Below are 15,894 nucleotides of genomic sequence, written 5' to 3' on the forward strand. Positions count from 1 at the left end.
ACGCCACTCGCTCAAATGGGAGGCAAAAATAAACAAATATTTATAATTTACTGAAAATTTTATGCGGCTATTTTTTTAAATATCGCTAACTATTAATTTTTACCTTTGTAGCCTGTTCAATCAAAACCTAAAAAAATGTCAACCCTTGCACCGGACCCTAAGATTTTTGCCTGTAAACAAAGTGAAGCGCTTGCTCAGGATATAGCAGATGCCTTCGGGATACCTTTGGGAAAAGTTATTACTTCTCACTATAGCGATGGCGAATTTCAACCTTCCTTTGAAGAATCAGTTCGTGGAAGCCGCGTATTTTTAATCGGCTCTACCTTTCCGAATAGCGATCATTTAATGGAGCTACTGTTAATGATTGATGCAGCAAAACGTGCTTCGGCCCGACACATTACGGCCGTACTACCTTATTTTGGTTGGGCGCGTCAAGACAGAAAAGACAAGCCCCGTGTGCCTATTGCAGCAAAACTGGTTGCAAAAATGCTTGAAACGGCAGGAGCAACGAGAATTATAACAATGGATTTGCACGCAGATCAAATTCAAGGATTTTTTGAAAAACCCGTGGACCATCTTTTTGCCTCTACAATTTTTCTTCCGTATCTAAGAAGTTTGAAACTTGATAATCTTACCATCGCTTCGCCAGATATGGGTGGTTCAAAACGAGCGTACGCCTATTCAAAGTTTTTAAATAGCGATGTTGTAATCTGCTACAAACAGCGTGAAAAAGCCAATATAATTTCACATATGGAACTTATAGGCGACGTAAAAGGCAAAAACGTAGTGTTGGTTGATGATATGGTTGATACCGCCGGAACCCTTACCACAGCTGCAGATTTAATGATGGAACGAGGAGCACTTAGCGTCCGTGCAGTATGTACGCACCCGCTTCTTTCCGGAAACGCTTATGAGCGAATAGAAAAATCACAAATGCTGGAGCTTATTGTTTCAGATTCTATCCCAACAAAACCGAGCAATAAAATTAGAGTAATAAGTTGTGCTAAACTTTTTGCAGACGTTATGTTGAGCGTAAATGCAAATAAATCCATCAGCGGCAAGTTTTTGATGTAGCTTCGATACAATTTCGATGAAAAATCGGAATCACTCAGCTACCTTTTTAAACCAAACCAAGAATATTGATTCCACCTTGTGTCGAAAAATCGTAAATCGTAAATCGTAAATTCAAAATAAACACTATCTTTGCGCTCCCTAAAAAACAGCTTTTTAGGGAGTTTTTAATTAATAAACAATTCAAACAAAATGAAATCTATTACAATTAAAGGATCACAAAGAGAAAGCGTGGGCAAAAAGGCAACGAAAGCCCTACGTAATGCTGGAATGGTTCCTTGCGTAGTTTACGGAGGGGATGAGCCAATCAGCTTTACAGCAGAAGAAATTGCATTTAAAGACTTGGTTTACACTCCAGACGTACACACGGTTGTAATTAACCTGGGAGGCACAAAGGTGAAAGCCATCCTTCAGGATATACAATTTCACCCAGTGACTGACCGTATTCTTCACGTCGATTTTTACCAAATTTTTGATGACAAAGAAGTTTCAATGGAAATTCCTGTACGCACAACCGGAAATGCACGCGGTGTTCGTAACGGTGGTACTCTACGTATTGTTACGCGTAAACTTCGAGTGAAAGCTTTGCCAGAAAATCTCCCAGATTTTATTGAGGCAGACATTACCGAAATGAAAATTGGTGCCAAAATGTATACCAAGTCGATTGAAACCGACAATTTCAAAATTATGCACCCAGAGAACACCGTTATCTGTCAAGTTAGAACTTCACGTACCGCAATTGTGGACGAAGTTGAGGAAGAAGAAACTGAAACAGCTGAGGGTGCAGAAGGAGAAGAAGTTCCAGCTACAGAAACTGATGATGTTGCTGCAGTAAAGGAATAAATTTCTTTTTAAGAAGATAACCAAAAAGCATCCTGTTAATTCGGGGTGCTTTTTTTATTTTTACCAAAGATAGACAGCTGTATGTTTTCATTTTTCAAAAACCTTTTTTCGGCAAAGACTGCCGATATTATTTCAGAAGAAACAGATCCAATGAAGAAATTTCTTATCGTCGGCCTCGGAAATATTGGTCCAAAATATGCAAATACCAGGCACAATATCGGCTTTAAGGCAGTCGATTTTTATGCTGAAAAAAATTTACTTACTTGGGAAACGGCCAAGCTGGGCGATGTTACCTCGCATAAAGTAAAAGGGAGGACTTTTATTTTCCTAAAACCAAGTACATATATGAATTTAAGCGGAAAGGCAGTAAATTACTGGCTCGATAAAGAAAAAATTCCACTGGAAAATATGCTTGTAATCACGGACGATTTAAATTTGGCTTTCGGTACAATCCGTATAAAAACGAAAGGAAGTGATGGCGGCCACAATGGCTTGAAGGATATTCAGAATACACTGCAAACTACAAATTACAACCGTTTCCGGTTTGGGATAAGTGATGCTTTTTCAAAAGGACGACAAGTAGATTATGTGTTAGGCGAATGGGACGTCGAAGAAGAAAAACAATTACCAGAACGTTTGGAATTGGGGTGCAACATTATAGAATCTTTTGCATTGGCAGGAATAAATATTACTATGAATACATATAACGGAAAATAATTTTGAAGAAATATTCCTCGGCTTCCGCATATAAAAATGACCACCAGAGCGTGGTTACCATCGGTACTTTTGATGGTGTTCATATTGGCCATAAAGCTATATTAAAGCGTCTCGTGGAAACTGCCAAAAAGGAAGATTTGGATTCAGTAGTGCTTACCTTTTTTCCGCATCCACGAATGGTGCTTCAGCAAAATGTAGATATAAAACTTTTAACCACCATTGATGAACGCACCCAATTGCTAGAAAATACAGGTCTCGGCCACTTAATAATTCATCCATTTACGCACGCCTTTTCACGTTTAACGGCCTTGGAATATGTGCGCGATATTTTGGTGAATAGCCTAAAGGCGAAAAAAATAATTATCGGCTATGACCATCGTTTTGGAAGAAATAGAAATGCTAATATTGAAGATTTAAAGGAATTCGGTAAAACCTATAATTTTGAAGTCGAGGAAATTTCAGCAAAGGAATTGGACGATGTAGCAGTAAGTTCCACAAAAATTCGGAAAGCATTGGACGCCGGCGATATTGAAACAGCAAACAACTATTTGGGATATAATTTTATGATTTCGGGCGAGGTGGTTCGGGGAAAAGCTATTGGAAGAACTATCAACTATCCCACGGCAAATTTAAACTTGAAAGAAACTTACAAGCTCGTTCCAAAAAACGGTGTTTACATTGTGCAATCAATAATTGAAGGTGAAAAATTCTTTGGAATAACGAGCGTCGGTACCAATCCAACCGTTGGAGGTACCAAAAAAACAATCGAAACCCATTTTCTCGATTTCAACAAAGATCTTTACGAAAAAAAAATTGGGATAGAATTTCTGAACTACATTCGAGAGGAAGAAACTTTCAGTTCTTTGGAAGTCCTTCGTCAGGAAATTTTAAAAGATGAAATGTTCGCAAAGCAATATTTAAAGGAGCGTGAATAAATTTCTTTTCAAACAAATAGACAATATTGGGCTGGTTCTTTTTAGAGCTGTTTTCGGTCTTTTAATCGCTACGGAAGCCTTTGGCGCAATAGCTACAGGTTGGGTTCGGCGTACTTTAGTTGATCCACCATTCACTTTCAACTTTATTGGTTTCGATTTTTTACAACAGCTGCAAGGGCCTACAATGTATTATTATTTTGTAATAATGGGCATCTTCGGGGTTTTTGTAATGTTGGGTTTCAAATACCGTTTTAGCATGATTGCCTATGCAATTATGTGGACCTGCGTTTATTTAATGCAAAAAAGCAGCTATAATAATCATTATTATTTAATGATGTTGCTTTGCTGGATTATGGCTTTTCTACCTGCCAATCGCTGGTTTTCGCTGGATGCAAAGATAAATCCTGAAACTAAATCGGCATCAATGCCGCGGTGGGTAATTTTAATTTTGATTCTCCAAGTTTGGATAGTATATACCTACGCTTCTGTTGCAAAGATGTATCCCGACTGGTTAGATGCTTCTATGGCTGCTTTGTTAATGAGCGGTAAAAGTGATTATTGGCTCATCGGTAATCTGTTACAACAGGATTGGGTGCATTGGGCCATTGCCTACATTGGTATCTTTTTCGATTTGCTGATTGTGCCATTAATGCTTTGGAAACGCACTCGTATGCTGGGTTTTTTCATTTCAATATTCTTTCACCTTTTTAATTCGTTTATTTTTCACATTGGAATTTTTCCATATATGTCCATCGCTTTTGCATTATTTTTCTTTTCTCCGGAAATTCTCCAAAAACGTTTTCTTCCGAAGAAAAAATTGTATACGGGCAATGAAGTAATTGTTCCGAAACACAAAACTTTGATTGTTGGTGTATTTTCAGTCTACTTTCTATTTCAGCTTGGTCTCCCGCTGCGTCATTGGTTTTTTAAAGATGATGTACTTTGGACAGAAGAAGGCCACCGCCTAAGTTGGCGAATGATGCTTCGTTCTAAAAGCGGAAGCCTTACCGTTTGGGTAAAAGATAAAGCTAAGGACGAAAAGCAGAATTATGATTACAGCGAGCTATTGGGAAGTAAACAGCAGGGCTCAGTTGCAACAAAACCTGATATTATGTGGCAACTGGCCCAAAAAATAAAAGCTGTTGAAGCAGAAAAGGGGCACGACGTTTCCGTTTATATGGAAGCCACTGTCCGCGTCAACGATGGCGAATACCATCCTTTTACAAATCCAAATGTAGATTTGGCTGCTGAAGAATGGCACCCCTTCAAACATAGCGCTTGGATACTACCTTCCCCAAAGGATAACAATGAAAAGTAAGAAGAATATTCTTAGAAGTCTTTTATAATTCTTTCGTGCCCAAAATCCGGATATTACAAATAATTTTGGGGAGTATTGCCCTTTCTGTGGGCTTACTGCGAAAATTTATCATTTGGCTGGTTTTTTTTATTGAAGCGGATTTCCACTTGACGTTTACCATATTCTTTGGCGGCTTGTTCGTCGAGTCCCATAAAAATATCTATCTTTTTCGTCCATCGGCGGTTCATCTTATCCTTTACGATAAAAGTACCATTAAAACCCTCAATCTCGATTTCCTCATTGTGGTCCAGGCCCATTGCTATAAGGTCCCTAGATACGGCTACGGCCTTTACCCCATCTTCAAGTAAGTCACCCCAAGCCGCCCGACGGCTACCCTTTTTTGTTTGGTGCTCCACTGCATTGTATGCTGTAGCAGTTACATTAAGTGAAACCATTTTTTTTTCGGTTTCTCCCTGTTGCTGGCAACCCATCCAAATTATAGTCGTGCATATCATTAATATGTATTTAAGTGGCTCCATATCAATAATATACAAAAAAAAGAGGAGTTTTAAAAGCGAATGAGTATTATTCTAAGGCCAAACGAATCCAAAGTAAAAATATAGCCATTCAAAAATTAGATTTCTAAAAACTAGATTCCAGAATTCAGTTATTCAAAATCAAAATATGCATTTTAAACCCGAACCAGAATCTAAAAACCTATACGCTCTTTTTTGTACCTTAGCCGCTTCAAAAATATAAGTACATGCTACAAGTAAACGACATTCGCGAAAACAAGGAAAAATATATTCAAGCTCTTGCCAAACGTGGCATTGACGCAACTACTACTTTTGAAGAAGTTCTAAATATTGACGAAGAGCGACGCAGTTCTCAAGCGCAGTTGGATGAGGTTTTGGCACAAAGTAATAGCTATTCCAAAGAAATAGGAAAACTTTTCCAAACTGGTGAAACACAGAGAGCGAATGAGCTTAAGGAAAAAACTGTTGAGTTGAAAGAATCTTCAAAACAACTGAACGAACAAATGTTAACTGCCGCTGAAAAGCTACAGCAATTGCTATATACGCTTCCAAACATCCCAAATGATTTGGTGCCGGCCGGAACCGATGAAAACGATAACGAGGAGGTTTACAAAGAAGGTGAAATTCCAAAACTTATTGAAGGAGCATTACCACATTGGGAACTCGCCAAAAAATACGATATAATAGATTTTGAACTCGGCGTTAAAATCACCGGAGCTGGTTTTCCTGTTTATAAAGGAAAAGGAGCACGCTTACAACGAGCTTTAATTTCTTATTTTTTAGATAAAAACACAAAAGCTGGATATACAGAATATCAAGTTCCTCATTTGGTAAACGAAGCTTCGGGTTACGGAACTGGACAATTGCCAGACAAAGAAGGGCAGATGTACCACGTAGGCATAGACGATCTTTATTTGATTCCAACTGCTGAGGTTCCCGTTACAAATATGTTTCGAGGCAACTTATTGAACCACGTAGATTTGCCAGTTACTTGTACTGGTTACACTCCATGTTTTCGAAGAGAAGCCGGAAGTTACGGCGCGCACGTTCGCGGTTTAAACCGTTTGCATCAGTTTGATAAAGTTGAGATAGTTCGCATTGAGCATCCCGATAATTCCTATGTAGCTTTGGATGGAATGGTAGAGCACGTAAAAGATATTCTACGTGAGTTAAAATTGCCTTACAGAATTCTTCGTCTTTGTGGAGGCGATCTTGGCTTTACTGCAGCGTTGACGTATGATTTTGAAGTATTTTCAACAGCGCAGGATCGTTGGTTGGAAATTTCTTCCGTATCCAATTTTGAAACGTTTCAGGCGAACAGATTAAAGCTTCGTTTTAAGGATACCGATGGGAAAAATAAACTTGTGCACACCCTAAACGGAAGTGCTTTGGCATTGCCAAGAGTATTGGCGGGAATTCTTGAAAATTACCAAACTGCAGACGGAATTAAAATACCAGAAGTCTTAGTTCCGTATTGCGGGTTTGATTTTATAGATTAATTTTTCGCCACGAATACACGAATATTTTAAAAAAATTATTCGTGTATTCGTGGTTCTATTTCTTCACAAAGGATAGTATTTTCAGTACTTTCTAAAACAGTTCAGATCTTTAAAAAATTATTTATAGTTTTCATTTTTTGTAAACTTTTTGTCTTCGCTAAGCTACTAGAAATTTTATAAGAAGTTTTAAATCAATAGATTACGATTTTCATTTTCGAAAAATTTGTAAACAATTGATAATCACATGTTGAAAACTTTGTTAAAAACCTAAGGCTATTCCCACCTCAATTTCCTTTTTATTTCTTCATATTTGTTAGTCCCGAGTATCGGCAAATTTTAATCTAAAACCAAAGGACTTATGAGTGCAATTGAACCAATTTTACAGGAAAACAAAAACAGATTCGTAATATTCCCGATACAGCATCACGACATTTGGGAGTGGTACAAAAAAAGCGAAGCCAGTTTTTGGACAGCCGAAGAAATTGATTTGCACCAAGACCTTACCGATTGGGCTTCAAAACTGAACGACGATGAGCGTTATTTCATAAAGCATATTCTTGCCTTTTTTGCAGCTTCAGATGGAATTGTAAATGAAAATCTTGCTGAAAATTTTGTTAACGAGGTTCAGTACAGCGAAGCAAAATTCTTCTACGGTTTCCAGATTATGATGGAGAATATTCACAGCGAAACCTATTCATTATTGATAGATACGTACGTAAAAGACGATAAAGAAAAAGACCAACTATTCAATGCCATAGATAATTTTCCTGCAATTAAAAAGAAAGCAGATTGGGCATTGAAGTGGATTGAAAGTGATTCATTCGCCGAGCGCTTAATAGCCTTCGCAGCTGTTGAAGGTATTTTCTTTTCCGGTGCGTTCTGCTCTATTTTTTGGTTGAAAAAACGCGGCTTGATGCCCGGGCTTACTTTTTCAAACGAGTTGATTTCCCGTGATGAAGGCGTACACTGCGATTTTGCTGTGCATCTTCACAACCATCATTTGGTGAACAAAGTTTCCAAGGAACGCATTCGTGAAATATTGGTGGACGCGTTGAATATTGAGCGAGAATTCATTACCGAATCACTTCCTGCAAGTTTGATTGGGATGAATTCAAAATTGATGACACAGTATCTCGAATTTGTAACAGACAGACTTTTGGTAGAATTAGAGTGCGAAAAGGAATACAACGTTACCAACCCATTTGATTTTATGGATATGATTTCGCTTCAGGGAAAAACTAATTTCTTCGAAAAGCGCGTTGGCGAGTACCAAAAAGCAGGCGTTACAAACAAAGACAAAGAATCAAACAAAATAAGTTTCGACGCAGAATTTTAAGCTAAGTGGATGCTAAGTGGATGCTATGGTTTCTAAGTGGATGCTATGGTTTCTTCGTAACAAACAATAGCGACCATAGAATCAACAGCATCAATAGTATCAATAGTCTCATTTCAAAATGAGTTATAAGAATTTACAGATTTGGCAATTATCCAGATTGCTTGTAATTGACATTCATACTATGTCGCTAAATCTGCCTTCATTCGAAAAATTTGAAGTTGGAAGCCAAATTAGGAGATCTGTCAAATCGGTGAAATCTAATATTGTTGAGGGATATGGAAGAAGGAGATACAAGCAGGATTATATTCGGTTTATGGTTTTTGTACTTTCTTCAAATGATGAAACGATCGATCATTTGGAAACATTATTTGAGACAAAATCCTTGAATAACGAAGAATTATACAACGATTTACATAAAAGAAGCCAACAATTGGGAATCAAAATAAATAATTTTTTGAATAGTTTAGAGAAAAATCATAATAAGTTCGATGATTTGAAATGATGTTATTGTTGCTATGGATTCTAAGTTGATACTTTGGTAAAAATTCATACCTAACAATAGAAGTAATAGTATTCAAGTATCGATAGAAACAATAGAACCCATAGAATCCATAGAGGCAATAGTATCCATAGCATCAAAATTGTTAATTAACTAAAATACCCACCCATGAATGTAGTAAAAAGAGACGGTCGCAGAGAACCCATAATGTTTGACAAGATAACTGCACGTGTGCGTAAGTTGTGCTATGGATTAAATGAATTGGTAGATCCAGTAAAAGTAGCAATGCGCGTAATTGAAGGACTTTATGACGGTGTTACCACCAGTGAATTGGACAACTTAGCTGCTGAAATTGCAGCTACGATGACTACTTCGCATCCGGATTATGCACGCTTGGCAGCTCGAATTTCTGTTTCTAACCTTCATAAGAATACGAAGAAAACATTTTCTGAAGTAATGACGGATCTTTACGAATATGTAAATCCGCGTAACGGTAAAAAATCTCCTTTGTTAAGTGACGAAGTTTATGAAGTTATAAAGGAAAATGCCGAAGAACTTGATTCCACAATAATTTACAACCGTGATTTTGGGTACGATTATTTCGGTTTTAAAACCTTGGAACGTTCGTATTTGCTGAAACTGAATGGAAAAATTGCAGAGCGTCCGCAACATATGTTAATGCGTGTTTCCGTAGGGATTCATATGAATGATTTGGCAGCAGTTAAGGAAACGTATGAGTTGATGTCGAAAAAATATTTCACACACGCAACACCAACACTTTTCAACAGCGGAACACCGAAACCACAGATGTCTTCCTGCTTTTTGCTTGCAATGAAAGACGATAGCATCGATGGAATTTATGATACATTAAAGCAGACTGCTAAAATCTCGCAGTCGGCTGGCGGCATTGGTTTGTCTATTCACAACGTTCGCGCAACGGGATCTTATATTTCTGGCACTAACGGAACTTCAAACGGCATAGTGCCGATGCTCCGTGTATTTAACGATACCGCACGTTACGTAGACCAAGGCGGCGGAAAACGTAAAGGTTCATTTGCAATTTATGTGGAGCCTTGGCATGCGGATATTTTCGACTTTTTAGATTTAAAGAAGAACCACGGAAAAGAGGAAATGCGGGCCCGCGACCTTTTTTACGCAATGTGGATTCCAGATTTATTTATGGAACGCGTACAGGCTGATGCGGAGTGGACGCTGATGTGCCCCAGCGAATGTCCGGATCTCTACAAGTGCCACAGTGAAGAATTTGAAGCACTTTACCACAAATATGAGTCTGAGAATAAAGGACGAAAAACCATTAGAGCTCGCGAACTTTGGGAGAAAATTTTAGAATCGCAGATTGAGACTGGAACGCCTTACATGCTTTACAAAGATGCAGCCAACCGCAAAAGCAATCAAAAGAATTTGGGAACAATCCGTTCTTCGAACTTGTGTACTGAAATTATGGAGTACACTTCTCCAGACGAGGTTGCGGTTTGTAATTTAGCTTCCATCGCCTTGCCGATGTTTATAAAAAATGGCGAATTTGACCACAAAGAACTTTTTAGGGTAACCAAACGGGTTACAAAAAACTTAAACCGCGTAATCGATAGAAATTACTATCCGGTAATTGAAGCCCAGAACTCAAATTTCCGCCACCGTCCCGTTGGTTTGGGAATTCAAGGTTTGGCAGATGCTTTTATTATGCTTCGTTTGCCCTTTACCTGTGACGAGGCCAAAAAGCTGAATCAAGAAATTTTCGAAACTCTTTATTTTGCAGCCGTTACCGCTTCCATGGAAGAGGCTAAAGCAGATGGTGTTTATGAAAGCTATAAAGGTTCGCCTATTTCCGAAGGATTATTTCAACATAATTTATGGGGAATAAAAGATGAGGAATTAAGCGGCCGATGGGATTGGGGAAAATTACGGAAAGAAGTAAAGAAACACGGTGTTCGAAATTCACTTTTGGTTGCGCCAATGCCAACTGCTTCCACTTCGCAGATTCTTGGTAACAATGAAGCGTTTGAGCCCTACACCTCAAACATTTACACACGTCGTGTACTTTCGGGAGAATTCATTGTGGTGAATCAACATCTTTTGGAAGATTTGGTGGAGCTTGGCCTTTGGAACGAAGATTTAAAGGAAGAACTTATGCACGCCAATGGCTCTATTCAAGATGTGGACAATATTCCGCAGGAATTGAAGGAACTTTATAAAACAGTGTGGGAGCTTTCTATGAAAGATATTATAGATATGAGTCGCCAGCGTGGTTATTTTATAGACCAAAGTCAATCATTAAACTTGTTTATGGAAAACGCGAATATGGCGAAACTAACTTCGATGCATTTCTATGCTTGGAAGAGCGGCCTGAAGACGGGAATGTATTATTTACGTACTAAGAGTGCTGTAGATGCAATTAAATTCACACTTAAAAAAGAAGAGAAAAAGGAAACAGTTGATGCAGAAGTTGAAGTTACAGCTGAAGTAGCCGAAGGCGTTTCAACAAAACCAATGACGCCGCAGGAATTAAGAGAATTGTTGGCGCAATCCAAAGATGCTCCAGACGATGATTGTTTGATGTGTGGGTCGTAAATCTCCCAATCCCTATAGTAGGAAGCCCACTTCTTAAAACTCAAAACCCCAAAGATGCAACGCCTTTGGGGTTTTTTGTTATGGTTAAAATGGTTGCGCAAAACCTGAGAGGTTTATAAAACTGTCAGGTTTGGTTTATAGTCTTAAGACTTTTTATAGCTAGTATAATACTCCTCCATCAAATTCATCAAGGCCGTTACCAAATCTTTGGTTTCCAGCAATAGGCTGAAGTAAAGGGTTGTATTTTTCGGACTCGATTCTTCAGTTCGTGTTCGTGCTATTTGCTTTTCAATTTTGTTTGAAAGGCTTGCAAAGATTTCTTCTTTTCTATTCAGTACTTTTCCAATACGTTGGAATTCCTTTTTATTGAAAATATCTTCTATTTCATTGAATAGCTCTTCCAAATGTTGATCTATTTCTTGTAAATCTTTTATTTGGTTGAAACGTAAGGCCTTGTGATTGTTGTTAATGTGTTTGTAACTTGCTTTCGAAATAAATTCCAAAGACTGTACAACATCTGTTAAATACCCAAGGATAATAATATAGAAGTTGCTTCCACGAACACTTGTTTCGTCCAGATTCTTTATGAAATAGAAAATATTATCACGTAGTTCCTCTACTTCATCGTTAAGTTTCTTAACACCTTTTTTGCTCTTTTTCAGTTTTTTGGTGTCTTGTTTTGCAAGTCCACGGAGCATATCAGTATAGATCTTATTTGAACGTGAAACAACATTACTAATGTTTTCGGCACTTTCCTGAATAATTCCCTGAACGGTTTTGCTTTCGGTTTTCTTTAAACCGCTTTTGTCCAATTTTAACTTCACCTTATTTTTGTGCGAAAGATAATTTCGAACTAACAATAGAATGGCCAATAGCAACAATACTGCGATCATTGCGCCTCTCCCAATATAAATTAGGTATGCCAATGTTCCGGCTGCGGCAAAGGCAACGAAGGCAGTAAAGAACCAACCGCCAATTACATTAAGCACTCCAGCAACTCGATACACGGCGCTTTCACGGCCCCAAGCTCTATCTGCCAAGGATGTACCCATTGCAACCATAAAAGTTACATAGGTAGTAGATAATGGAAGTTTCATAGAAGTAGCAGTTGCAATCAAAATACCCGCAACCATAAGATTTATGGACGCACGAATCATATCAAAAGCTGGCAACTCGTATGTTTTATGTTTCGAGAGGTTAAGAATGGGCTTCTCAAACCTTTTGTCTATTTTCTGGGAAAGTGATTTAGGAATGATAAACTCGAAATAAGTAGATATTTGAGTACTGGATTTAACCAAAAACCTTGAAAGCATATTTGGGTTGAACTTTTCGTGCCCTTCCCCTTGGCGTGCAAGGTCTATTTCGGTATCAGAAACGGTACGTGCTTTTTTGGAAAACCATAACGTAAGCACCATAATACCTCCAGCTATAAATAGCAGCAAAGGCTCTGCCGGAACTTGCTCTGCGAGGCTGCTCATGTTGTATTCTGTAGCAGCCACACCAGATGCGGCCCAATCAATATAAGCGTGGTATGCCGCCATTGGAACACCAATAAAGTTTACCAAATCATTCCCAGCAAAGGCTAGAGCGAGACTGAAAGTTCCAACGGCTATCACGATTATTAGGATACTCTTTTTAAAAACCATCATAAATAACTGCGAGAAAACAGTCCAAAAAATAAAGCCTCCACCAATTATCAACCATGGGTCGCCATCAATAACACTTTTGAAACTGCCGTAAAATGGAGTGCCTTTTAATCCTTTTACAAGGATGAAATAGCTAATACAAGTTAAAGCCAACCCTCCAAAAATGGCACCGAAATATTTCATTTTTCGTTCCACATGAAATGTGAATATGAGCCTCGATAGATATTGAACAACGGCCCCAATGGAGAACGCAATGACTACGGATAAAAGTATTCCGGTTATAATTTCTACAGCTTTTTCTGTGTTGATGTATTTTGAAAGGGCTGAAATTGATTCTGCGTCGTTGTGGCCTATTTTTATGAGTGCCATAATAACTGCAGCTCCTAGAAGTTCAAAAACAATAGATACCGTTGTGGATGTGGGCAAACCAATGGTGTTGAAAAAGTCTAGCAGTAATATATCGGTTATCATCACGGCCATGAAAATGATCATGATTTCATCAAAATAGAATTCACCGGGAACAAAGATTCCCTTTCGGGCTACTTCCATCATTCCACTGGAGAAAACCGCTCCTATAAAAATTCCTAAACTGGCAATAATTAAAATAGTTCTAAAAGAAAGAGCCTTTGAACCAATTGCCGAGTTTAGAAAGTTCACGGCATCATTACTAACTCCAACAACCAAATCTGCAATGGCAAGAGCGGCAAGCGCAACGATCATTAATAAGTAAATATTATCCATTTTAATTTCTAATTAAGTTGGTGCAAATTTCCCATATAAAATGGGATTGTTTGTTACCAAATTGTTATCTGTATTTTTCTTAAAAGTGAAGGTCAAAGCCGAGTCTGTATTCCAGAAAATTACTTGCTCCTCCTGTTGATGCGTATGTTAAATCTGTTTGAACCTTTAATTTATGGCCCACTATATATTTTGAGCCTCCCAAAGTGAATTGATTTTGTGTTTCATTTGATGATAAGTTAGTTTTCGGCATTATAGACGTAAAACGTCCGGCAATTTCCCAATTAGACTTAAAAAGATAACCGCTCTGAAAGTTTAATGCTTGGCCTGTGTAAACTTCCAGGCCCGTAGTAGTGCCATCACTGTTTTTGGCAATAGGGTTTGTGGCATCGCGATAACTATATTCACCCATAAATGAAAAACCATTGTATTTAAACATAGCGTCTATAAAAACAGTACTTATATTAGTTTTATGAAAACCGATATCGTTCCTCATATAATTACCTTGGTTGCTTCGGGTTTTTACAGCGTCTTCATTAAGATCAAATGTAGCCCCAATAGCAAGTTTCGGAGTTTTTTCTCGATAGATATCGCCGCCAATGTAATCTCCTTTTTTGGTAAATTCCCCCAAAGGTAAAATCTCGACGCGGCTAGTATATTGCAGTCCACCAATATTTCCAGTGATTACGTTTCTACCTTCACCTTGTGAAACTGCAAATATTTCACGAATAAGAAAATTTTCAGAAGCCTTAAAGTTATGGCGTATTTGAACTCCGAGATCTCTATCAATATTGAATAAACTATTCAGTCTTGATCTATCAATGAGTTGCATATTTCCAGAGGAAACAACACGTTCACGATTTCCTGGAAGCTTGGCTTGTCCTGCCCACAATTCAAAATTTTTGTAGAAATTCCACATTATTACCGCATCATAAATTATGCGGGGAGCATCGCCAGTAAATTCTGAAGCTCCGGCCATATCAAAATTAGAGAGGCCAAGTTCAATTTTATAACGAAGTTTTGGCGAATAGGCAAAGCCATCAAATTTTAGTCGTGCTCGGCGGATGATGAAGCTTTGTTCTGGTTTCCCGAACTTATCCCCGTCATGATCCCAAGAAGAGTTAGCCCTGACTTGAATTCGCGGTGCGAAACGTACGCTCCAAGTGCTGTCTTTACCAACAACATTGAGCATTCCTTCACCAAATTTTGGAAGGCTTATTTGTGAATGAACAGCGGAAACACATAAAAATAGAAAACTAATAAGGAAAATCTTACGGTACATTTAAATAATCAGTTTTAGTTTTTGTCGAGGACAAAGAACCGATTTTAATGTTATGTGAATGTTAAGGAACGGCTTAAATTTATTAATTTTAAAAATAAAAAGGGCTACATAATTAAATGCAGCCCAGTTTTAAAATCTAGTCGACAAAAACTAAACGATTTTAAAGTTTGCCTTTTATAAGGCAGATACAAAGAAAATAATCAGATGTTTATTTTGTGTAAATTTAGCTTTACCAAATCATTAAGATATTGATTAAGACTAGGTTAATATTATTAAATCTCATAAAATCAAATAGTTACGGTCTTAGTGTTAAGTTAACGTTACCAAATAGTTTCGTAAGTGTTAATTTTGTAAATTTGAATATTAGAAATTAAAAAAAACTCCACTAATGAAAAATATACTCACAATACTAGCACTTGTTTTATTGACTTCAGTATCTGTAGCACAGGAGGTTAACAAGAGTACTTATTTAATAGATGGTGACATTATTGAAGCCACATTATATCATAATAATGGGATGATAGCACAAACAGGCTATTATACACAAGATAATAAGCTTACCGGAGAATGGGTAAGTTATGATCTAAACGGAAACAAAACTGCGGTTGCGCAATACAACAATGGTGAAAAAGTAGGTACTTGGGTATTTTACGATGGAGATATTAAACGTGAAGTTTCCTATTACGATTCTCGTATTGCGAAAGTAACAACTTGGAAAGTTTCCCATACGCATGTTGTTTCAAACAATCCTTAATTCTATTTCAAACTTTAATAACTAAAAGAGGTCGTCTAAAAACTATTTAGGCGACCTTTTATTTTTTGGTCTTTTTGATTTTATTCTGAAGCTGATTGTTTAATTAGGTGATTAGTCAGTAGATCAAATTAAGCAAAGCGATTCTTACATCG

The 15,894-nt window shown here is 37.7% G+C and carries 13 protein-coding genes; 10 read left to right on the forward strand and 3 right to left on the reverse strand.

Annotated features, from left to right (window positions below; all coding sequences use genetic code 11):
- Positions 1 to 135: 135 nt before the first annotated feature.
- From ESV24_RS04595 to ESV24_RS04615, 5 genes are all read left to right on the forward strand, one after another.
- Positions 136 to 1,074 carry a ribose-phosphate pyrophosphokinase gene (locus tag ESV24_RS04595; protein WP_111815478.1) on the forward strand — a complete coding sequence of 313 codons (939 nt, stop codon included), beginning with the start codon at positions 136 to 138 and terminating at the stop codon, positions 1,072 to 1,074.
- A gap of 189 nt (positions 1,075 to 1,263) precedes the next feature.
- A complete protein-coding gene (locus ESV24_RS04600) occupies positions 1,264 to 1,914 on the forward strand; it encodes a 50S ribosomal protein L25/general stress protein Ctc (RefSeq protein ID WP_111815479.1) in 651 nt (216 codons plus the stop codon).
- An 81-nt stretch (positions 1,915 to 1,995) separates the two neighbouring features.
- Entirely contained in the window at positions 1,996 to 2,631 is a 636-nt protein-coding gene (pth, locus tag ESV24_RS04605) for an aminoacyl-tRNA hydrolase (protein WP_111815480.1), read from the forward strand.
- A 2-nt stretch (positions 2,632 to 2,633) separates the two neighbouring features.
- Positions 2,634 to 3,566 (forward strand): bifunctional riboflavin kinase/FAD synthetase, encoded by a 933-nt coding sequence (locus ESV24_RS04610; protein WP_111815481.1) that lies wholly within the window; start codon positions 2,634 to 2,636, stop codon positions 3,564 to 3,566.
- Positions 3,559 to 4,884, forward strand: a complete 1,326-nt coding sequence (locus ESV24_RS04615; RefSeq protein ID WP_111815482.1) for an HTTM domain-containing protein — start codon at positions 3,559 to 3,561, stop codon at positions 4,882 to 4,884. The genes ESV24_RS04610 and ESV24_RS04615 overlap by 8 nt, the downstream gene beginning before the upstream one ends.
- A 92-nt stretch (positions 4,885 to 4,976) precedes the next feature.
- On the opposite strand, the gene ESV24_RS04620 is transcribed toward ESV24_RS04615, so the two are convergent.
- Entirely contained in the window at positions 4,977 to 5,318 is a 342-nt protein-coding gene (locus ESV24_RS04620) for a 3D domain-containing protein (protein WP_235003999.1), read from the reverse strand.
- Positions 5,319 to 5,626: 308 nt separating this feature from the next.
- Here ESV24_RS04620 and serS point away from each other — a divergent pair, with 308 nt between their 5' ends.
- From serS to ESV24_RS04640, 4 genes are all read left to right on the forward strand, one after another.
- On the forward strand, positions 5,627 to 6,898 hold the full coding sequence (gene serS, locus ESV24_RS04625; protein WP_111815484.1) for a serine--tRNA ligase: 1,272 nt from the start codon (positions 5,627 to 5,629) through the stop codon (positions 6,896 to 6,898).
- A gap of 358 nt (positions 6,899 to 7,256) precedes the next feature.
- The gene (locus tag ESV24_RS04630; protein WP_111815485.1) at positions 7,257 to 8,234 is read left to right on the forward strand and encodes a ribonucleotide-diphosphate reductase subunit beta; all 978 of its coding nucleotides are present in this window, start codon (positions 7,257 to 7,259) and stop codon (positions 8,232 to 8,234) included.
- A gap of 118 nt (positions 8,235 to 8,352) precedes the next feature.
- Positions 8,353 to 8,736, forward strand: a complete 384-nt coding sequence (locus tag ESV24_RS04635) for a four helix bundle protein (RefSeq protein ID WP_111815486.1) — start codon at positions 8,353 to 8,355, stop codon at positions 8,734 to 8,736.
- A gap of 165 nt (positions 8,737 to 8,901) precedes the next feature.
- The gene (locus ESV24_RS04640) at positions 8,902 to 11,322 is read left to right on the forward strand and encodes a ribonucleoside-diphosphate reductase subunit alpha (RefSeq protein WP_111815487.1); all 2,421 of its coding nucleotides are present in this window, start codon (positions 8,902 to 8,904) and stop codon (positions 11,320 to 11,322) included.
- A 143-nt stretch (positions 11,323 to 11,465) separates the two neighbouring features.
- Here ESV24_RS04640 and ESV24_RS04645 read toward each other — a convergent pair whose 3' ends face one another.
- Together ESV24_RS04645 and ESV24_RS04650 are read right to left on the reverse strand one after the other, a co-directional pair.
- On the reverse strand, positions 11,466 to 13,709 hold the full coding sequence (locus tag ESV24_RS04645; protein WP_111815488.1) for an inorganic phosphate transporter: 2,244 nt from the start codon (positions 13,707 to 13,709) through the stop codon (positions 11,466 to 11,468).
- Between the two features lie 79 nt (positions 13,710 to 13,788).
- Complete coding sequence (locus ESV24_RS04650) at positions 13,789 to 14,988, reverse strand: porin (protein ID WP_111815489.1); 1,200 nt, start codon at positions 14,986 to 14,988, stop codon at positions 13,789 to 13,791.
- A gap of 388 nt (positions 14,989 to 15,376) precedes the next feature.
- On the opposite strand from ESV24_RS04650, the gene ESV24_RS04655 reads away from it, so the two are divergent.
- Positions 15,377 to 15,742 (forward strand): toxin-antitoxin system YwqK family antitoxin, encoded by a 366-nt coding sequence (locus tag ESV24_RS04655; protein ID WP_111815490.1) that lies wholly within the window; start codon positions 15,377 to 15,379, stop codon positions 15,740 to 15,742.
- Positions 15,743 to 15,894: the final 152 nt, after the last annotated feature.

The organism is Aequorivita lipolytica (assembly GCF_007997135.1).
GTDB classification, from domain to species: Bacteria; Bacteroidota; Bacteroidia; order Flavobacteriales; family Flavobacteriaceae; genus Aequorivita; species Aequorivita lipolytica.